The sequence below is a fragment of the Streptomyces lacaronensis genome (genome assembly GCF_047337785.1).
Classification (GTDB): Bacteria; Actinomycetota; Actinomycetes; order Streptomycetales; family Streptomycetaceae; genus Streptomyces; species Streptomyces lycopersici.
In genome coordinates, this window is the sequence record NZ_JBLHDK010000003.1 from 7,987,781 (window position 1) to 8,006,741 (window position 18,961).

At 71.3% G+C, this 18,961-nt stretch carries 17 protein-coding genes; 11 read left to right on the forward strand and 6 right to left on the reverse strand.

The window, feature by feature from the left end; genetic code table 11:
* Positions 1-29 precede the first annotated feature (29 nt).
* The 3 genes from ACMTAK_RS34225 to ACMTAK_RS34235 all read left to right on the forward strand — a co-directional run bounded on the left by ACMTAK_RS34225 (position 30) and on the right by ACMTAK_RS34235 (position 2,570).
* Entirely contained in the window at positions 30-806 is a 777-nt protein-coding gene (locus ACMTAK_RS34225; RefSeq protein WP_413809747.1) for an IclR family transcriptional regulator, read from the forward strand.
* Entirely contained in the window at positions 803-1,669 is an 867-nt protein-coding gene (locus ACMTAK_RS34230) for an SMP-30/gluconolactonase/LRE family protein (RefSeq protein WP_413809748.1), read from the forward strand. The genes ACMTAK_RS34225 and ACMTAK_RS34230 overlap by 4 nt, the downstream gene beginning before the upstream one ends.
* A 142-nt stretch (positions 1,670-1,811) precedes the next feature.
* Positions 1,812-2,570, forward strand: coding sequence for an SCO2400 family protein (locus tag ACMTAK_RS34235; protein WP_413809749.1), 759 nt, complete (start codon positions 1,812-1,814; stop codon positions 2,568-2,570).
* A gap of 597 nt (positions 2,571-3,167) precedes the next feature.
* Here the strand turns inward: ACMTAK_RS34235 and ACMTAK_RS34240 are convergent.
* Complete coding sequence (locus ACMTAK_RS34240; RefSeq protein WP_413809750.1) at positions 3,168-3,596, reverse strand: MarR family winged helix-turn-helix transcriptional regulator; 429 nt, start codon at positions 3,594-3,596, stop codon at positions 3,168-3,170.
* A gap of 88 nt (positions 3,597-3,684) precedes the next feature.
* Here ACMTAK_RS34240 and ACMTAK_RS34245 point away from each other — a divergent pair, with 88 nt between their 5' ends.
* Positions 3,685-4,704, forward strand: coding sequence for an NADP-dependent oxidoreductase (locus tag ACMTAK_RS34245; RefSeq protein WP_413809751.1), 1,020 nt, complete (start codon positions 3,685-3,687; stop codon positions 4,702-4,704).
* Between the two features lie 134 nt (positions 4,705-4,838).
* Here the strand turns inward: ACMTAK_RS34245 and ACMTAK_RS34250 are convergent, their stop codons facing one another.
* On the reverse strand, positions 4,839-6,236 hold the full coding sequence (locus ACMTAK_RS34250; protein ID WP_413809752.1) for a glycoside hydrolase family 30 protein: 1,398 nt from the start codon (positions 6,234-6,236) through the stop codon (positions 4,839-4,841).
* A 216-nt stretch (positions 6,237-6,452) separates the two neighbouring features.
* Between ACMTAK_RS34250 and ACMTAK_RS34255 the strand changes: the two genes are divergently transcribed.
* Positions 6,453-6,851: a hypothetical protein gene (locus ACMTAK_RS34255; protein ID WP_413809753.1), complete on the forward strand. Its 399-nt coding sequence runs from the start codon at positions 6,453-6,455 to the stop codon at positions 6,849-6,851.
* A 117-nt stretch (positions 6,852-6,968) separates the two neighbouring features.
* Positions 6,969-8,081, forward strand: a complete 1,113-nt coding sequence (locus ACMTAK_RS34260; RefSeq protein ID WP_413809754.1) for an ABC transporter substrate-binding protein — start codon at positions 6,969-6,971, stop codon at positions 8,079-8,081.
* A gap of 35 nt (positions 8,082-8,116) precedes the next feature.
* On the opposite strand, the gene ACMTAK_RS34265 is transcribed toward ACMTAK_RS34260, so the two are convergent.
* Entirely contained in the window at positions 8,117-9,298 is a 1,182-nt protein-coding gene (locus ACMTAK_RS34265) for a serine hydrolase domain-containing protein (RefSeq protein WP_413809755.1), read from the reverse strand.
* 304 nt (positions 9,299-9,602) lie between these two features.
* Between ACMTAK_RS34265 and arfA the strand changes: the two genes are divergently transcribed.
* On the forward strand, positions 9,603-11,111 hold the full coding sequence (arfA, locus tag ACMTAK_RS34270) for an arabinosylfuranosidase ArfA (protein ID WP_413809756.1): 1,509 nt from the start codon (positions 9,603-9,605) through the stop codon (positions 11,109-11,111).
* A gap of 89 nt (positions 11,112-11,200) precedes the next feature.
* Here arfA and ACMTAK_RS34275 read toward each other — a convergent pair whose 3' ends face one another.
* A complete protein-coding gene (locus ACMTAK_RS34275) occupies positions 11,201-12,016 on the reverse strand; it encodes an intradiol ring-cleavage dioxygenase (RefSeq protein WP_413809757.1) in 816 nt (271 codons plus the stop codon).
* 365 nt (positions 12,017-12,381) lie between these two features.
* Between ACMTAK_RS34275 and ACMTAK_RS34280 the strand changes: the two genes are divergently transcribed.
* The gene (locus ACMTAK_RS34280) at positions 12,382-13,410 is read left to right on the forward strand and encodes a pectate lyase family protein (RefSeq protein ID WP_413813079.1); all 1,029 of its coding nucleotides are present in this window, start codon (positions 12,382-12,384) and stop codon (positions 13,408-13,410) included.
* A 56-nt stretch (positions 13,411-13,466) separates the two neighbouring features.
* On the opposite strand, the gene ACMTAK_RS34285 is transcribed toward ACMTAK_RS34280, so the two are convergent.
* Positions 13,467-15,167 carry a PHP domain-containing protein gene (locus ACMTAK_RS34285; protein ID WP_413809758.1) on the reverse strand — a complete coding sequence of 567 codons (1,701 nt, stop codon included), beginning with the start codon at positions 15,165-15,167 and terminating at the stop codon, positions 13,467-13,469.
* A 94-nt stretch (positions 15,168-15,261) separates the two neighbouring features.
* Here ACMTAK_RS34285 and ACMTAK_RS34290 point away from each other — a divergent pair, with 94 nt between their 5' ends.
* Together ACMTAK_RS34290 and ACMTAK_RS34295 are read left to right on the forward strand one after the other, a co-directional pair.
* A complete protein-coding gene (locus tag ACMTAK_RS34290) occupies positions 15,262-16,623 on the forward strand; it encodes a jacalin-like lectin (RefSeq protein ID WP_413809759.1) in 1,362 nt (453 codons plus the stop codon).
* Between the two features lie 18 nt (positions 16,624-16,641).
* Positions 16,642-17,442 carry an EI24 domain-containing protein gene (locus ACMTAK_RS34295; RefSeq protein ID WP_413809760.1) on the forward strand — a complete coding sequence of 267 codons (801 nt, stop codon included), beginning with the start codon at positions 16,642-16,644 and terminating at the stop codon, positions 17,440-17,442.
* Positions 17,443-17,517: 75 nt separating this feature from the next.
* On the opposite strand, the gene ACMTAK_RS34300 is transcribed toward ACMTAK_RS34295, so the two are convergent.
* Positions 17,518-17,985, reverse strand: a complete 468-nt coding sequence (locus tag ACMTAK_RS34300; protein WP_413809761.1) for an NUDIX hydrolase — start codon at positions 17,983-17,985, stop codon at positions 17,518-17,520.
* A 228-nt stretch (positions 17,986-18,213) separates the two neighbouring features.
* Here ACMTAK_RS34300 and ACMTAK_RS34305 point away from each other — a divergent pair, with 228 nt between their 5' ends.
* Positions 18,214-18,879 carry a YdcF family protein gene (locus tag ACMTAK_RS34305; protein ID WP_413809762.1) on the forward strand — a complete coding sequence of 222 codons (666 nt, stop codon included), beginning with the start codon at positions 18,214-18,216 and terminating at the stop codon, positions 18,877-18,879.
* Positions 18,880-18,961 lie beyond the last annotated feature (82 nt).

The following is an 18,961-nucleotide window of genomic DNA, read 5'->3' on the forward strand; positions in this document are numbered from 1 at the left end:
ATCTGAACCAGAAGGGGAGGGCGAGCACTATGGGACGCCTGGTGCCCGCGGTGACACGGGCTCTGGACATACTCGAGCTCTTCCTGGACGGGGACGGCACGCTCTCCGCACCCGAGATCACCCGTCGGCTCGGACTGCCCCGTACGACGGTCCATGAGCTGGTGACCACTCTGGCCGCCCGCTCCTATCTGGTCCAGCTTCCCGACCAGCCCGGCCGCTATCGGCTCGGGGTGCGGCCGTACCAGCTGGGCAGCCGCTACGCCGAGCAGCTCGACCTGGCCGCCGAGGGCCAGCAGGTGGCCCGGAGCGTCGCCGAGACCTGCGACGAGACCGTGCATGTCGCGATCCTCGAGGGCATGGACGTCATCTACATCGCCAAGGTCGACTCCACCCACGCCGTCCGCATGGTCTCCGCCGCGGGCCGCCGACTGCCCGCCCACTGCACCTCGGTCGGCAAGATGCTGCTCGCCTCCCTCCCGGAGGACGCCCTGGCCACGCGGCTGTCCGGCGATCAGCCGCTGGCCGCGATGACGGACAACAGCATCACTTCCCCCGACGAACTGCGCCGCCACCTCGCCACCGTGCGCGAGCGCGGCGTGGCCGTCGAGCAGCGGGAGTCCAACCCGGATGTGAACTGCGTGGCGGCCCCCGTACGGGACTCGGCGGGGAAGGTGGTCGCGGCGCTGTCGATCTCGGTGCCGACGATCCGCTGGAGCGATGAGCGCCAGGCCGAGCTGGAGCAACTGGCGGCCAAGGGCGCGGGTGAACTGTCGGTGCGGCTGGGACATCGGAGGCGGGACATATGAGCACACGGCCATCGCTCGAGATCGCGGTGCGCGCGAGCGCCGTGCTCGGTGAGGGACCCACCTGGGACGCCGCCGCGCAGCGGCTGATCTGGGTGGACATCCTCTCCTCCCGCGTTCACACCTACGACCCCGCCACCGGCCGCCGCACCACCCTGGGCACCGAGCAGCACGTCGGCGCCGCCAAGCCCCGCGCGGGCGGCGGCCTGGTGGTCAACCTCCGCGACGGCATCGGGATATACGGGGCGGACGGCGGCTTCGACTGGCTGCTGCGCGAGGCGGTCCCCGGCCGCCGGGGCAATGACGCCGCCGTCGCGCCCGACGGCTCGCTCTGGGCGGGCACCATGCGCTACGACGAGGGGGCCGGCGGCGGCACGCTCTCCCGGATCGGGTCCGACGGCTCCCATACGGAGTTCCTGCCGGAGGTGACGGTCAGCAACGGCATCGGCTGGAGCCCGGACGGCCGCCTCATGTACTACATCGACACCCCCACCCGCCGTATCGACGTCTTCGACGTCGAGGACCCCGGTGGTCCGGTGGTCTCGGGCCGGAGGCCGTTCGCCGAGGTCGAGGAGGGCGCGGGCTTCCCGGACGGGCTGTGCGTGGACGCCGACGGAGCGGTGTGGGTCGCCCTGTGGGACGGCGCCGCGATCCGTCGCTACGCCCCTGACGGGACACTCGATCGGGTGGTGGAGCTGCCGTTCCCGCGCCCCACCGCGTGTGCCTTCGGCGGGGCGGACCTCACCGATCTGTATCTGACCTCGGCACGCGTCGGCCTCGGCGCCTCCGCGCCGCCGCTCGCCGGGTCGCTGCTGGTCATCCAGGGTGTGGGGCAGGGTCTCGCGCAGCCCGCCTTCGGCGGCTGAGCGGGGCCGGGCGGGCCCCGGCCGTCGCCGGTTCGCCGGAAGACAGGGGCCTGACGAGGGCTTTCGTACGGTTCTTTGCACAGGATCCTCACACCCCGCGTCCTGTTGACCTACCCGTTGGTCACATAACCTGCCCGGCGAAATGGATTACTGCTCTCCGTGCCGCCGCCATCTCAACGGTGCCGTCTCCTGCCCTGGATGCGGGAGGCCCGTCGAGGAACTCGGGCCGCCCTCTGTCGCGTCGGACGCGGCGGACGGGGGCGCCGGGGACGAGGCGTCCGCCACCGCCACGCGGGCGGAACGGCGGGCGGACCGCCGCGCGGCCCAGGTTTCCCGTGGCTCCGGCACCACTCGCGCCTCGCGCCGGAAGCCCAAGTCCCGGGGCCTCTTCGGCCGCCGCGCCCGTCGCGCCCGCCGGGGCCGGGGACGCCGGGTGGCGATCCTGGCGTCGGTGCTCGGCCCGGTGCTGGTCGCGGTGTTCGTGGCCGAGCTGGCCACCGAGGGGCACTGGCGGGAGTCCTCCCCGGCGCCCAGGCGGCAGGAGCCGGTGGCCGACCGCGACGGCGGGGTGACCGAATCCGCCGAGACGATCGTCCAGGACACGACCGGCCCGGGTGCGGGGCCCTCGGCGGGGGACGGCGAGGAGCGAGACCCATCCCGGGACGGGGACAAGGACGGCAAGAAGTCCAAGGGCGAGAAGGACGACACCTCGCCCGATCCGGACGACGCCTCGTCCTCCGACCCGTCGGACGACTCCCCGTCGGCCCCGGGCGGCTCCGGGGTGACCCATCGGCCCACCACCCCGCCGAAACCGAGGCCCACCGCCCCGGCGACCGTCGCGCCGACGCCGACCCCGACGCCCACGGAGACGTGCCAGCGCTTCCTGTGGTGGTGCACGTAGGGGGCGCACGGCGGGTCGATGCCTGCGGCGGGCTGCTCCCCTCCCCACCCCTTCCCACAACCGGGGCTCCGCCCCAGACCCCGGGCGGGGCTCCGCCCCGGTTCCCGAGCGGAGGCTCCGCTCCGGCTTCCGAGCGGCGCTCCGCTCCGGTCCCCGGAGCCGGGGTTCGCTCCGGTCCCTGGGGTGGGGGTTCGCCCGGGGGTCCCGGAGACGGGGCTCCGCTCCGGTCCCCGACTGGGGGTTCGCTCCGGTCCCCGGAACCGGGGCTCCGCCCCGGTTCCCAGGCTGGGGGTTCCCTGAGGCCCCGGATCGGGCTCCCGCCTGTCCTCGGAGCCGGGGCTCCCGTCCTGGTCCCCGGGCCGAGGGTTCCCTGGCCCCGGGTCGGGCTCCGCCCCAGAACCCGGGTTGGGGCTCCGCCTCTTCCCGCTGTATCGATATGCGGCTCCGCCGCGTGGTGGGGCTCCGCCCCAGAGCCCGGGGTCCAGGGGCGGGGCCCTTGGTATCGGGAAGGGGCGGGGAGGGGAAAGATCCCGTACCCCGGGCGTCCCGGCGATGGGCCTGCGCGACGCGCTGCGGCGCGGGCCTTGCAACGCGGCTCTACGGCGCGGTGCCCAGCATCCGTTTGAGCAGGTCGCGCAGCACCGTCCGCTCCTCGTCCGAGAGCTCCGCCAGCGGTTCGCGCGCGAAGTCGAGCGAGCCCCGGAGCCGTTCGGAGGTCTCGCGGCCCGCCTCCGTGGCGGCGGCCAGCTTGACCCGGCGGTCGGCCGGGTCAAGGCGGCGCTCGGCGAGGCCGCGCGACTCCAGGCGGTCCACGATCCCGGTGACGTTCGACGGCTCGCACTTCAGCTGCTGGGCGAGCCGCCGCATCGGCGTCGGGCCGCCGGTCAGCAGGCTCAGCACCCGGGCCTGGGCCCCGGTCAGGGAGTGCTTGGCCGCCGCCTCCTCGTATTCCTCGTGATAACGGGCCACGATGGTGCCGATGAGCTCGACGACCTCGAGGGTCAGCGGGTCGATGCGGGGCGTCATGCCCACCAGGGTACCCATTTACTTGACAACATGAAATATCCAGCAGCATGATTGTTTCATCCGCTGAAACGTAGGAGAGGCCCCTTCCATGTCCGTCATCCCCACCACCGGCCGTGAATGGCACCTGGTCGCCCGCCCCCAGGGGTGGCCGAAGCCGGAGGACTTCGCGCTGCGCGAGGCCTCGGTATCCGAGCCGGGCCCCGGGCAGGCACTGGTCCGTAATCTCTACATGTCGGTGGACCCGTACATGCGCGGCCGCATGAACGACGTGAAGTCGTACACGCCGCCGTTCCAGCTGGACCGGCCGATGGAAGGCGGCGCGGTCGGCAAGGTCGTCGCCTCCAACGCGGAGGGCATCTCCGTCGGCGACCACGTCCTGCACTTCGGCGGCTGGCGTGAGTACGCCACGGTGGACGCCAAGAGCGCCGTCAAGGTCGACCCCGAGGTCGCCCCGCTCCCCGCCTACCTCGGGGTGCTCGGCATGCCCGGCCTCACCGCCTACGCGGGGCTGCTGGAGGTCGCCTCCTTCAAGGAGGGCGACGCGGTCTTCGTCTCGGGCGCGGCGGGCGCGGTCGGCAGCGAGGTCGGCCAGATCGCCAAGCTCAAGGGCGCCTCGCGGGTGATCGGCAGTGCCGGTTCGGACGAGAAGGTCCGGGTGCTGCTCGACGAGTACGGCTTCGACGCGGCGTTCAACTACAAGAGCGGCCCGGTCGCCGACCAGCTGAAGGAGGCCGCGCCGGACGGAATCGACGTCTACTTCGACAACGTCGGCGGTGAGCACCTCGAGGCCGCCATCGGCCGCCTCAAGGTGCACGGCCGGGTCACCGTCTGCGGCATGATCTCGCAGTACAACGCCACCGAGCCGACCCCCGCCCCGCGCAACCTCGCGATGGTCATCGGCAAGCGGCTGCGGATCCAGGGCATGCTGGTCGGGGATCACCAGCACCTTCAGGAGCAGTTCTTCCAGGAGGTCGGCGGCTGGATCCGCGAGGGCAAGCTGCACTACCGCGAGACGGTCATCAAGGGTGTGGACAACGCGGTGGACGCCTTCCTCGGGATGCTCCGTGGGGAGAACACCGGCAAGATGATCGTCGCCTTCGAGGACTGAGTCTTCGAGCGCCGAGTCTTCGAGCGCCGAGTCTTCGAGTACGGAGTCTTCGAGGACTGACGGTTCATGTAACGACGGTTCATGGACCGATGGTTCGGCCGCCCCTGCCACCCGTGTGGCAGGGGCGGTCCCGGCTATCGCAGCACCACCGTCGTCAGCGAACGCCCCGGCAGTTCGACCGCCAGCCGCCCGTCGCGCACCCGCGCGGTTCCGACGCGGCTGAGCGCGTGCGTCTCGTCCGTCCGGTAGACCGCGCCCCGCGCGTCACCGCCCCTACCTCCTCCGCCCCGTAGCGCGTAGTCCGTGCGCACCGGCTCCGCACCGGTGTTGAGGATCTCCAGGACCCGCCTGCCGTCCCGGTTCCGGAAGGCCGTCGTCTTGACTCCGTCCGCCCCGGAGTCCGCCGCGACCCGTACCGCCCCGGGCCGGATGAAACGGCTGTACGCGGCCAGGGCCCATAGCCGCTTGGAGACGTGGTAGTCCGGGCCGTCCAGCTGGATCAGGCCCCGGGTGGCGCCCACCGACGCGCCGAACCAGTACACATACCCACTCGCCCCCGCGTCCGCGAGCGTCGTGTGGATCGCCTCCGCCACCGCCAGGCCGTCATAGCCGCTGTCGTCGTCCCATGCCTCGTTCCACGTCGTCCCGTTGGGGCTCCACTCCGACATCCAGGTGCGGCGGGTCGTCGGCAGCGGCTGGTCGGAGGGGGTGACATAGGGATGGCCCGTGTGCACCGCGACCTGGCCGGCCGCCTCCTCGTCGGCCTCGATCGCGGCGGAGAACGACGCCTGCTCGTCCCATCCGGCCGCGTCGCAGCACAGCAGATTGATCCCGGCCCGCCGCACCGTGGGGCCGATCGCCTTGATCACCTCGACCGCCTGTTCCGCGGTGAACCGCATCGAGGCGTAGGACGTGGCGAGGTCCGGCTCATTGGTGAAGCCGAGATCGGTGATGCGTACGCCCTCCTGGCGGTAGAACTTCGCGTACTGCACCAGGTAGTCGGCGTACGCCCGTCGCCACTCCGCCTTCAGCGTCCCGCCGTATCCGTCCGTCCCGTTCGTCTTCATATAGCCCGGCGCGCTCCAGGCGTCGGCGTAGAAGCGCTTGACGCCGTACCGCCGCGCCTCCTTCGCCAGCCACACCTGGCCGCCGTCGTCGCCGTCCCACTCATAGCGCGGGGGCGCGTCCGGGCCGCCCGGGTCGGTGGGCTGGATGGACTTCATGTGGTCGTAGACCTCGTCGGAGGACGAGCCGATGCCGAGCCGCAGAATGCTCAACCCGGCGCCCGTGGCGCGGTTCAGCAGCAGATCCAGCACCTCGCGCTGGTGTTCCGGGGTCAGGCCCTGTGCGCCGTGCATCAGATCGGCGCGCTGGAACGCCTGGGAGAAGCCGAAACCGTCGATGGGCTGGAGACGCCTTCCGAAATCCACGGTGCCGCCGCGGAGTGGTGCCGCGGCGGCGGACGGTGTGATGAGCGGGAGCAGTGCGGCGGCGAGCGCGCCGACGAGGGCTGTGCGGACCGAAGTGATCACGAAAACTTCCCTTCCCGGCTCCGAAAAGTTCCGGAACGTTTCCGTAACGTCGGCCGCACGCTAGAGGCGGCGGTGAGGTGGGTCAAGGGATCGCTCACGAGGTGATGGGTCGGGGGCACGCGGGTACCCGGGGAGCCGAAAGAGCTCGGAGCGACGGGAAACTCGGAGCGACGGGAAACTCGGAGCGACGGGAAAAGCGACGGGAAAGGTGGCCCCATGTCCACGACGCCCGGTCCGGAACAGCCTCGGTCCGCCGCGCAGGTGCTGGTGGCGGTGAGCGGAGTCTCGCGGGACGACGCCGAGGCCGTCTTCGGCGTGTTGCGCACGGCTTACGCGTCCGACCAGGCGACGGCGAACCTTCCGCAGGACGCGGGGGAGGGGCGCCCCACGGTGTGGACGTCCGTCTTCGAGGTGACCGACCCGCGCGCGGAGCCACGCCCGGCCTCCCTTACGGCCCCCGTCACCGCCGACCTCCAGGGCGGCCCCGTCCCGGTGCGGCGGATGGCGGACGTCCTGGCCCGCGCCTTCGAGGTACGCGAGCAGGGCGCGGTGGCGGGCGACCAGGAGCGGGAGCTCCGGCTGAGGCTGTCCAACACCGGGATCCGCCCGTCGTAGCGTGCGTGGCGAGCGGGGCCGGGTGCCCGGCGGGGCAGCGAACCCATAAGAGGCAGCGAACACACAAGGGGCAGCGAACACATAATCGGTTGCCTGTCGGCGACGGCGGCGGATGCAATGTCCGGCATGGTCACCCAGGCGCGCCCGCCACGGCGGGATGGATCATCCGTCCGGATCGGCGCTCTCGCTCCGCTGACCCGACCCGGCTGGGCCGGGGCGGGGCAACACCTGCTCGCGGGCCTTGAGCTGGCCGTACGCGACGTCAACGACGACGGCGGGATCGCCGGAAGCCCACTCGAGCTGGTGGTCCGGGACACCGCGGCCGATCCTCGGAAGGCCGCGGCGGCCGTGGACGAACTGGCCCGTCTGGGCGTGGCCGCCTTGGCGGGGGAGTACCACAGCGTCGTCGCTCGTGCCGCCGCCACCCGGGCAGACGCGCTCGGCCTGCCGTTCCTCTGCTCGTCGGCGGTTCTCGACGCGCTCACCGAACAGCCGACGGACTGGGTCGCGCGTCTCCCCCCGGCGCAGTCCCACGGCTGGCGGATCTACGCGGACTTCCTCCTCGGCGCGGGCCACCGCCGCATCGCCGTGGCAGCCGAGCCGAGCGTCTACTGGGCATCCGGGGCCCGCGTTCTGCGGGACCGTCTCGCTCCACGCGGCGGCACCGTCATCGAACTCGACATGCGCGCGCTCGCCCCCGCGGCCCTGTGCGACGAACTCGTCGCCCATCGCGCGACGGCCCTCCTGCTCCTGGTCGGCCACCCGGAGCCGGCCGTGTCGATCGTTACCGCCGTCCGCCGCGACCAGCGCCTCGCGGAGATCATGATGGGTGCTCCGGCCGGGCAGCCGGAGTTCGCCGAATGGGCGACGTCGCTGGGTGAGGACGGCGCCGCGATCCCGTTCCTGCGCTACCTGCCCGAGCGCCTCAGCCCACTCGGCGCGCGAGTCGAGAGGGCCCTCCGCGAGCGGCTGGCCGCGGCGCCCTCCTTCGTCGCCTTCGAGGGCTATGACACGGTCGCCGTCCTCGCCGAGGTGCTGCGTTCTCAGGGCACGGACCGGGCGCGCGTCGCCGCGTCCTGGCCGCGCGTCGCGGTCGAAGGCACCCGCGGGCGGATCCGGTTCTCCCGCACGCCGGGCAGCGGCGTGTGGCAGTGGACCTGGCCGCCGATCCAGGTCGTCGACCGGGATCCGGCGGAACCCGATCGCTTTCGGATCCTTCGCATCGGCTGAGCGAGCACGGAGGTCCGGCCGCCCAGCGCCTCCGCTCACCGGGTGCCGGGGCCGGTGGGGCACAGTGCGTGGTCGATCAGGGCGCCGGCCGCGTTCTCCTGGTCCAGGACGTGCTCCGGGGTGTCACCACGCGCCTCGGACATGGAGACCACGGCGCTTCGCCCGCCGTCGTCGGTGACGCCGTTGAGGGTGATGTAGCCGCCGTCCCCGCCCTCGTGGCTCCAGTAGGTTCCGCCGCAGCTCAGGGGACGCTCGACCAGGCCCAGCCCGTATCGGCCGCCGGGCCACAGCCGTTGGACCTCGGCGCTCACGGGGACGGTCCGCTTCATCTCGGCCAGCTGCCGCGGCGGCAGCAGGCGGCCCGCGAGCAACGCGCGGAGGAAGCGGTTCTCGTCCCGCGTGGTCGTGACCCACGAAAGGTTCCCGTGGTCCACCGGTATCTGGTCGGTGACGTCCACCACGGAACCGGGGCCGAAGAGCTGGTAGGCCCTGGCGTGCGGCCGGGGCAGGGTGGGCGAGGTGCCCATCCAGCGGGTCCGGTCGAGGCCGAGCGGGCGCAGCACGCGGTTCTCGATCTCCTGGTGGGCGGGGCGACCGGTGGCCTTCTGGATGATCATGTCGAGCAGGACATAGCCGGTGTTGGAGTACGCCCAGCCCTCGCCGGGCGGGAAGTCCGGCGCATGGGCCATGGCGCGGGCCACCAGCCGCTCGGGGCTGTGGACGTCGTGGCGCTGCTGGTAGTACTCCTCCGGCGTGGTGTATCCGGGTAGGTCGTCGTGGATGCCGCTGGTGTGCTGGAGCAACTGGCGGAGGGTGATCCGGCTGCCGTCGTTGCCGTTGCCCCGCACCACTCCTGGCAGCCAGTGGTCGACGGTGTCGTCCAGGGAGAGTTCGCCCTCGGCCACCAGCTGGAGGACCACGGTGGCGACCAGCGTCTTGGACGTACTGGCCATGCGGAAGTAGCCGTCGGGAGGGACCGGGCGGCCCGTGTTCAGGTCGGCGGTGCCGCTGGTGGCGACCGACTGCCGGCCGTCGGGCGCGATCGCGCGGGCCTGCACACCGCTGACACCGAGGGCGTGGATCGCCTCGGTGTCCTGGCGCAACCGCTCCCCGGGGGAGCGACCGGCGGGCTGGGCGGCGGCGGTGGCCACCTCGGCGGCGAGCAGCGTAGCGACACCGAGTGCCACGGCGAGGCGCCTTCGCGGAGTCGAAGTCATGGCCGAACGCTAACTTCGGCCCCCGGCGGGGGCGATCCGGCGCACCCCAGGATCGGTAGGGGGATATCCCCCCAGTACCGGCCGCGCAGCATGGGCCGCCCGGTGCGGGCCCCAGCACAGGCCCCCAGCACAGGCCGCCCAGCGCGGGCCGTCCAGCTCGGGCAACCCGACGCCGTCCTGCCATTGACGCACGCCGTGACGAGATCTTACGGTCGCGTTCGAAGAAACGAGCGCTGGTCGATATGTCGAATAGTCGCGCGGGCGCGCATATGCGCAGTCGCGACACCCGAAGAGATGGGCCGTCATGCCGCAGACCGATTCCGCCCGGTTCACCCTCGACCCCGCCTTCACCGTCGGCGACGTCAACCCCCGCCTCTTCGGCTCGTTCGTCGAGCACCTCGGACGCTGCGTCTACACCGGCATCCACGAGCCGGGCCATCCGGCCGCCGACGAGGCCGGGCTGCGTACCGATGTCCTCGCGCTGATCCGGGAGTTGGGCGTCAGCGTCATTCGGTATCCGGGCGGCAACTTCGTCTCCGGCTACAAGTGGGAGGACGGTGTCGGGCCGGTCGAGGAGCGGCCGCGGCGGCTCGATCTGGCCTGGCGTTCCACCGAGACCAACCGGTTCGGGCTCTCCGAGTACATCGACTTCGTCCGTAAGGTCGACGGCGAGCCCATGATGGCGCTCAACCTCGGCACCCGCGGCGTCGCCGAGGCCCTCGAGCTCCAGGAGTACGCCAACCACCCGTCCGGCACCGCCCTCGCCGACCTCCGGATCGGCCACGGCGACAAGGATCCGTACGGCATCGGGCTGTGGTGTCTGGGCAATGAGATGGACGGTCCCTGGCAGACCGGTCACAAGACGGCCGAGGAGTACGGACGGCTCGCCGCCGAGACCGCCCGCGCGATGCGGCAGATCGACCCGGGCGTGGAGCTCGTGGCATGCGGCAGCTCCAACCAGTCGATGCCGACGTTCGCCACCTGGGAGGCGACGGTCCTCACACAGACCTACGACCTGGTGGACCACATCTCCCTGCACGCTTACTACGAGGAGCGCGACGGCGACCGCGACTCCTTCCTCGCCTCGGCCGTGGACATGGAGTCCTTCATCGAGAACGTCGTCGCCACCTGCGATCACATCGGCGCCCGGCTGAAGTCGAAGAAGAGGATCAACCTCTCCTTCGACGAGTGGAACGTCTGGTACCAGACCCGCTACCACAACGCCGAGCCGCTCAACTGGGAGGAGGCCCCGCGCCTCCTGGAGGACAACTACTCCGTCACCGACGCGGTCGTGGTCGGCTCGCTGCTGATCGCCCTGCTCCGCCACGCCGACCGCGTCACCGTCGCCTGCCTCGCCCAGCTGGTCAACGTCATCGCCCCGATCATGACCGAACCGGGCGGCCCCGCCTGGCGGCAGACCACCTTCTACCCCTTCGCGCAGGCGTCGGCGCACGGGCGCGGGCGGGTGCTGCGGGCCGACGTCGACAGCCCGACGTACGAGACCCCCGTCTACGGCGAGGTGCCGCTGCTGCACGCCACCGCCGTGCTCGACGAGTCCACCGGCGCGGTCACGGTCTTCGCGGTCAACCGCGACCAGCACCGGCCGCTCCCGCTGGAGATCGCCCTGCACGCCCTCCCCGTGACCCGCGTGGTCGAGCACACCGTCCTCGCCGACGCCGATCCCGAGGCCCGTAACACCCTCACCGACCCCGAGCGCGTCATCCCGCGTCCCGGCGAGGGCACGGAGCTCGCGGACGGCGCCCTGCGCACCACGCTGGAGCCGATGTCCTGGAACGTCATACGCCTGGTCTGAGCATCCGGGCGCGAAGGGCCCCGCCCGGAGTGCCGGGCGGGGCGTGGACGGGACGGGGGACGGGGACCGGGACGGGGTGCGGCGGCCGGTCAGGCGTCCGGGTCGACGCCGACCGTGAGCGTGCCGCGATAGCCGGCGGACGGCGTGCTGCCCAGCGCCGTCACGGCGAGCAGCCCGGCGGCGGTGCCGCCGTTGCCGTAGATGCCGTCGGCGGACAGGGGAGTGCGGGGGACGGTGTTGGTGGAGTACGGGGAGAGCTTGGCCACCGCCTCGGTGATCTTCTCGTCGAAGAAGAGCTGACCGGTGTGGATCTCGTTGCCGCCGGTGAACGAGCCGTCCGGGGTGAGCGTGACACCCGTGTGCACCTTGAGGTGGACATGGACGCAGCGGCCCCGGTACCAGCCGGGGTAGATCCCGGTGAGCTTGGCCACCCCGTCGGTGCCGGTGAGCACGCCGCCGCGCAGGAACTTGCCGTTGTCCGGCTCCTGGTGGCCGTTGTTGCCGACGAAGCCGGAGTACTCGCCGAGCGCGTCGCAGTACCAGATCTCCACGAGCGCCTTGTTGAGCGGCGCGCAGGTGGCGGTGTCCACGGCGGTGAGGACGAGCTCGAGCGGGACTCCCTTCTTGTCCTCGGCGACGTCTGCGCGTACGAGGGCGTGGTCGAGGTAGTACGGGCCCTCGGTGAGCTCCTTGGTGAGCGTGCAGATGGCGGCGGTGCCGCGGGTGCCGGCGGCCGTGGTGGTCCCGGTGGCCGCGGATCCGGCGGCCGTATCACTCGCCGCGGCCGACTCCGGGCGGGCGGCGGCCGTGCCCGCGCCGATTCCGATGGCCGCCGCGGCGGCGCTTCCGGCGAGCAGTACTCTTCGGCGCCCCATGGGGGAGGGGGATAAGTCTGTCATGGGCATGGAAAGATAGGGGTGATTCCTGTGGGGCGCCTGTGGGTTCGGCAAAGTCCCCGCCCGTCAACTCTCGATACGGCCAACTCCCTTGTTCTGTCCGGGTGTTGACAGCGCAACAAGCGCTTACTAGCTTCTTCCGGGATGGCCGCTGTCCGCCGGGGCGATCCTGACCACATCGCCCGGCGCCGGGGCCCCGCACCGTCAGAGCCGCAACCTTTGGCGATCTCCACCGGCCTTTGTGATCAGCGTGCTTGCCGCTCACCCTCGCTCATCCCGCAAGCGATTACCCTCCCGTGTGGAGATCCTCCGAACGAGAGGACTCCCCCATGCGCTCGACGCACGACCACGGCACCACGGACGACGGCGATGTCATGGACGTCACCCGCGTCACCCCCCGCGACCGACGCCGGCTGACCGCGGTCGCCGCCGGCGTCACCGCGGCGCTCGCCCTCGGCGGCCTCTCCACGGTCTCCGCCCATGGCGCGGACTCGGCCGACTCCGCACGCTCCGCCACGGACACGCGTCCCACCGCCGAGACCACCCCCATCGGCTTCGGCGCCGGGACCACGGGCGGCGGGAACGCCGCCGCCACCACCGTGACCTCCCTGGACGCCTTCAGGACCGCCGTCACCGGCGACAAGGCCAAAGTGGTCAAGGTCTCCGGGCTGATCTCCCTCACCGGTCAGGTGGACATCGGCTCCAACACCACCGTGCTGGGCGTGGGTTCGGGCTCCGGCTTCACCGGCGGCGGACTGCGGCTGAAGGAGTCGACGAACGTCATCGTCCGCAACCTCGACATCAGCAAGCCCCGGAAGCCGTCCGACGGCATCACCGTGCAGAAGTCCACCAAGGTGTGGATCGACCACAACACCTTCTCGGCCGACCGCGACCACGACAAGGACTACTACGACGGCCTGCTGGACATCAACCACGGCTCGGACAACATCACCATCTCCTGGAACAAGTTCGCCGACCACTTCAAGGGCAGCCTCGTCGGCCACAGCGACAACAACGCGAGCGAGGACACCGGTCACCTCAAGGTGACGTACCACCACAACTGGTTCTCGGACGTGTACTCCCGCATCCCCAGCCTGCGCTTCGGCACCGGCCACTTCTACGACAACTACGTCCAGGGCGCGGAGACCGGTGTGCACTCCCGGATGGGCGCGCAGACGCTGGTCGAGAACAACGTCTTCCGCGACACCGAAGTGGCCGTCACCACCAGCCGGGACAGCGATGTCGACGGCTATGCGGTGCTGCGCGGCAACGACCTGGGCGGGGCGGCCACCGAGGTCTCCCGGACGGGCAGCTTCACCACCCCGCCGTACGCGTACACGGCGGAACCGGCGTCCTCCGTGGTGGCCACCGTCACCGCCCAGGCGGGCGCGGGAAAGCTCTGAAACGCGTCAGCGCCGGTCCCAGGGGGCCGCGCGTCAGCGCCGGTCCCAGGGGGCCGTCAGGAGGGCAGCACCCACATGGGGTTGGCGTAGAACCACAGATCGCGCCATGGATCCGCGTCGCCCGGCACATCCATCGCCGGGCCGTGCGGATCCACCGCCGCGCCCCGCGCGCCCACCGCCACGCGGTTGCCGTCGGTGCCGCGCAGCCGTACGTACAGCGGGCGGTCCACGGGGCCGAGGTCGTAGGAGAGCCGGACCGTTCCCGCCGTGCGGCCGATCTCGAACGATTTCACCACGCGGGTGCGCGGCGCCGCGAACGTGTCACGGTCGTCCACCGCGCCCGTGACCTCACCCCGGATGACGTCGACCCGCGCCAACTTCGGTACGAACCCCGCCCAGTTGGGGCCGTTCGCCAGGGCGATGTCCAGCTCCAGCCGGACCCGGGTGCCGCGCTCCACGTGCAGCGTGCCGCCGAGGGTGACCGAACGCCCCCGGCCGCCACTCCCGCCACCGCCGAGCCGCGCGTCCAGGCCGCTGATCAGCCCGCCGTGGTCCACCCACACCCGGCCCGCCCGGATGCCGTCCATGACGGCGGCGTACGAGAAGTCCTCGGCGCCCACATGGGTGCGGCTGTACTGGCCCGGCCAGTAGTCGTTCTCCTCCAGGTCGAGCCCGCCCGCGTACACCGGGTCGTTCTGCCGTCCGTTGGTCTCGTAGTCGCTGCCGGGGCCGCGCATCGCGGTGTCGGCGTAGACGTTGTGGGAGTCGGAGTTGGCAGTGATCCACCACGGCTTGCCCTCGCTGAGCAGGCTGTCCCACAGCCCGCCCACCGTGGCCGTCATCCAGTCGAAGCCGCCCCAGGTGCGGTACGACTCGGCCGGGTACGCGGCGAAGGACTGCGGCCCGGGGGCGTTCTCGTACAGCCCGCGCGCACCGCCCGGACCGTGCGCGGAGGCCGGGATCCCGGCGGCCTGGTGGCCCGGCGCGCCCTCCATGCCCACGGCGATGTGCGGCTGGGCGTCCCGCCAGCCCCGGATCTCGTGCGGGGAGTCCAGGCCCTTGCGGGCGGGGTGGTTGGCGAGCATCAGCGCGGCCCTGACGCGCCGCCGGCGTACCGCGTCGGAGAGGAAGTCCAGCCCGGCGATGGCCAGGGCCTCGTTCCGCGGGGTGGAGTCCCCGGCGTTCTTCACCGATCCGTCGAAGGAGGTCTCGAACTCCTTGAGCACCGCCACCTCGTCACGGCCGGGGTGGACGAAGACCGTGCCGTGCTCGGCGCCCGGGATGTTCCACTCCAGCCCCTGGAAGACCAGCGCGTCCCGGTGGGTCGCGCGCGCCTCGCGGATGTCGGGGTTGACCTTCTCGACCCCGATCCGGGCGTGGGTGACATTGCCGTGGTCGGTGATCACCATCCAGTCCAGACCGTGCCGGGCACCCTGCCGCACCTGGTCGATGACCCGGTACTTGCCGTCGTTGCTGTACTGGGTGTGGATGTGGTGGTCCCCGGCCAGCCACAGATAGCCGCCACCGGGCCGGGAGCCGGGCGTCGCCGCGCCGTTCGCCGCGACGGCGCGCGCGGTGCCGCCGTCCAGCACGCTCACGGCGCCGAGCCCCGCGCCCAGCAGCCCCGCGCGGCGCAGCATCGAGCGCCGGGAGAGCTGATCGGGGGTCAGCTCGTCGTCCCGTACGGACAGGTCGAGGGCCGGGGGCAGGCTGTGCACCGCGAGTTCATCGTGAGGGTGGTGATGTCTGGGGGCCATGAGCGCGAAGGTAAGGACCGCGGTTGAACACCAGCCGAACACCGCACGCCCAACAGCCCATCGTCAGCGGTTCATCAGCCGAGAGGACGCTCCCTTGAGACTCATCGGACGCTCAGCCATCACACGTTTAGCCGTCGCCGCCGCGGCGGTGCTCACCCTCTGCGCGACCGCGACCCCGTCCGGCGCCACATCCGCGGTGGCGGACACCCGGGCCCCCCGCGCCACCTCGGGCACGTTCAACGTGCTCACCTACAACGTGGCCGGGCTCCCCGAGGGCCTGTCCTCCGGCCATCCCGCCAAGAACACCCCGCTGATCTCGCCCCGGCTCGGCGCGTACGACATCGTCAACGTCCAGGAGGACTTCAACTACCACGCCGCGCTCTACGCCGGTGACGACCATCCGTACCGCACCCCCACCAGCGGTGGCGCCGGTTTCGGTGACGGCCTGAACACCCTCTCCGACCTGCCGTACGACGACTTCGAGCGGGTGAAGTGGAACAGGTGCAACGGCACCGACTGCCTCACCCCGAAGGGTTTCACCCTCGCCCGGGTGCGGCTGGCCGAGGGCGCGTATCTCGACCTGTACAACGTGCACACCAACGCGGGGACGACGGACGCCGACCTCGCCGCCCGCCGCGCCAACATCACCCAGCTCTCCGACTACATCACCGCCCACTCCGCCGGTAACGCGGTGCTCGTCATGGGCGACACCAACACCCGCTACACCCGCGCCGCCGACAACATCCGCGACCTCGCCACCCGCAACGGCCTCACCGACGCCTGGGTGGACCTCGTGCGCGGCGGCTCGGCCCCGCCCGCCGGTTCCGACGCCCTCGTCTGCGACCCGGACAACGTCACCGACACCTGCGAGGTCGTGGACAAGGTCCTCTACCGCTCCGGCCCGCTGCTCTCCCTCACCGCCACCCGCTACCACAACGCGCACCCGGCCTTCCTCGACGCCGACGGCGAACCGCTGTCCGACCACTATCCGCACACCGTGGACCTCTCCTGGCGCACCCCCGACGCGCTGCGCGCCAGCGACCAGTTCGGCGGCCCGCACGGCACCGCCTTCAACGACGCCGACGACCTGCCCGCCACACCGCCCGCGCCCCGCACCCTCACCCTGCGCGGCAGCTCCCGGCTGGACGCGGTGTCCCTGGCCCTGGACGGCGGGGTGACCCTCACCCACGGCGGCACGGGCGGCACCCCGGTCTCCCTCACCCTCGGCCCCGCCGAACACCTCACCTCCGTCACCCTCACCCGGGGCCAGAAGGACGGCCGCACCCGTGTCTTCTCGGCGGCGTTCACCACCGACACGGGCCGTACGGTGACGGCCGGAACGCCCACGTCGGACACCGTCACCTACACCGCCCCCGCCGGCTGGCGGATCGTGGGCTTCACCGGCCGCGCCGGTGACGAGATCGATAAACTCGGCGTCCTCTTCGCGCCACGCTAGGCCAGTAGGCTTCGGCCCATGCGTGATCTTGTGAATGGCTTCGGTTATCTGATGAAGGGGCAACGCTGGGCGGCCCGGCACGGGAGATGGTGGGGGTTCGGCATGATTCCCGCCCTGATCACCCTCGTGGGATACGCGGCGGCCCTCGTCGCCCTCTTCTTCTGGACCGATGACGTCATCGCATGGGCCACGCCCTTCGCCGACGACTGGTCCTCACCCTGGCTCGGCGTCTTCCGCGGCGCGCTCTCGATCCTCTTCGCCGCCACCTGCCTCTTCCTCGCCATCATCACGTTCACGGCGGTCACGCTGCTGGTCGGCCAGCCCTTCTACGAGTCGCTCTCCGAAGCGGTCGACCGCTCCGAGGGCGGCGCGGTTCCCGAGTCCGGGATGTCGACCTGGGCGGAGCTGTGGATAGGGCTGCGCGAGGCCATCGCGCTGCTCATCCGCGTCGCCCTCTGGAGCGTGCTGTTCTTCGCGCTCGGCTTCATCCCGGGGGTCGGCCAGACCGTGATCCCCGTCCTGGCCTTCTGCGTGACCGCCTTCTTCCTCACCGAGGAACTGACCTCGATCGCCCTGCTGCGGCGCGGCATCCTGCTGAAGGACCGCCGCCGCATGCTCCGCTCCCGCCGCCTCCTCTCCCTCGGCTTCGGCGTCCCCCTGTCCGTCCTCTTCCTGATCCCGCTGGTCGCGGTCTTCCTGATGCCGGGCGCGGTCGCGGGCGCGACGCTGCTGGTACGCGACCTGACGGGCGAGGACGAGCCCGCGACCCCGCAGGGCGAGACGGCGGCGGGCACAGCGGGCGCCTTCAACGGCTCGTAGCGGCGGACCCCGAGTGACGGCCCGGTTGGTCCGCCGGACAACGCCCCCGGCGGACCAACCCGGGTCGCGTGCCGACTACCGGGCAGCGGGCATGTTGCCGTCGCGCCAGTCGTTCACACGCTTCCGGATGCTGGGGACCATGGGGAGCGCGTCAACCTCCGCGGGCTCGAACCAGCGGACATCGGTGGACTCCTCGGAGACCGCCAGTTGCCCGGCCACAGGACGTGCCACGAAGCAGACGGAGAACTCTTGGCGTACCTCGCCATCGTCGTAAGCGAAGACGTGACGGGGGTTGGTGTAGGTGCCGACGATGCCGACGATCTCGACATCAATCCCGGTCTCTTCGCGCGTCTCCCGAATCGCGCAGTCCGGCAACGACTCTCCGATGTGCATAACACCGCCAGGAAGCGCCCACATGTCGTTGTCCCGCCGGCGCTGAAGCAGGATGCGCCCCGCATTGTCAACAACGACGGCGGAAGCAGCGGGAACCAGGCTGTTCGCGGCTGGGGCACTCGGGTCGTCCTCATAGTCCCGCCTAGCCATCACCTTCCCCTTCCCATACCGGACTGCCTCGTCTCCACAGTTCGGCTGAGCGGCGCTGACTGGGCATGATGTGCGCCGACCGGGCCTCAGGGGCTCACCCCTGGACGACGCCGCGAAGCGGGCCGCCAGGTTCGGCCTGAGCCACCAGCTCCGCAGCATCGAGAGCATCAGGATGTCGACCGAGGGGGTATCCGGCCCCCGGGTGACGGTGACCAGGGAGACAGACGAGTGACAGACAATCAGCGGGGCATCACCGAAGACCAGCGTCAGCAGGCCAAGCTGATCTGGGACTACCACCAGATGCACCACCAGGTGCGGCCATGCGATGTTGCGATCGGCCTGGGCAGCCACGACCTCGGCGTGCCTGCCTTCTGCGCCCGGCTGTATCGCGCCGGGCTCTTTCCAGCCCTGGTCTTCACCGGCGGGCCCAACCCCACCGCCCCGGAGCGATTCCCCCGCGGCGAGGCGGTCCACTTCCGCGAGCACGCCATCGCACTCGGCGTTCCCGGGGAAGCGATCCTGCTGGAGCCCAAGGCCCGTAACACCGGCCAGAACATCACCTTCTCCCGCGAAGTCCTGGCCGCCACCGGGATGACGCCAGAGACCGTGTTGCTGGTCTCCATGCCCTATATGGAGCGACGCTCCTTCGCCACCGCCCGCAAAATGTGGCCTGAGACCGAAGTGATCTGCGCGTCGGAGCCACTGGAGTTTGACGACTACCTCAAGAGCATCGGCGACGAGAAGCTCGTCACCGACGATCTTGTCGGCGACCTCCAGCGGGTGATCGAGTATCCGAAGCTCGGGTTCGCCACAGAGCAGGACGTCCCGGAGGACGTGCATGCCGCTTTCGAATCTCTCATCCGCGACGGCTTCACCAGCCGCCTCATCTCCTGACCTCCCGCCTCCCGCCACGGTGGGGAATATCTGTTCCTGGTCGACGGGTGACGCGGGCGCGCAGGGTCGCTTTCTGCTTCCG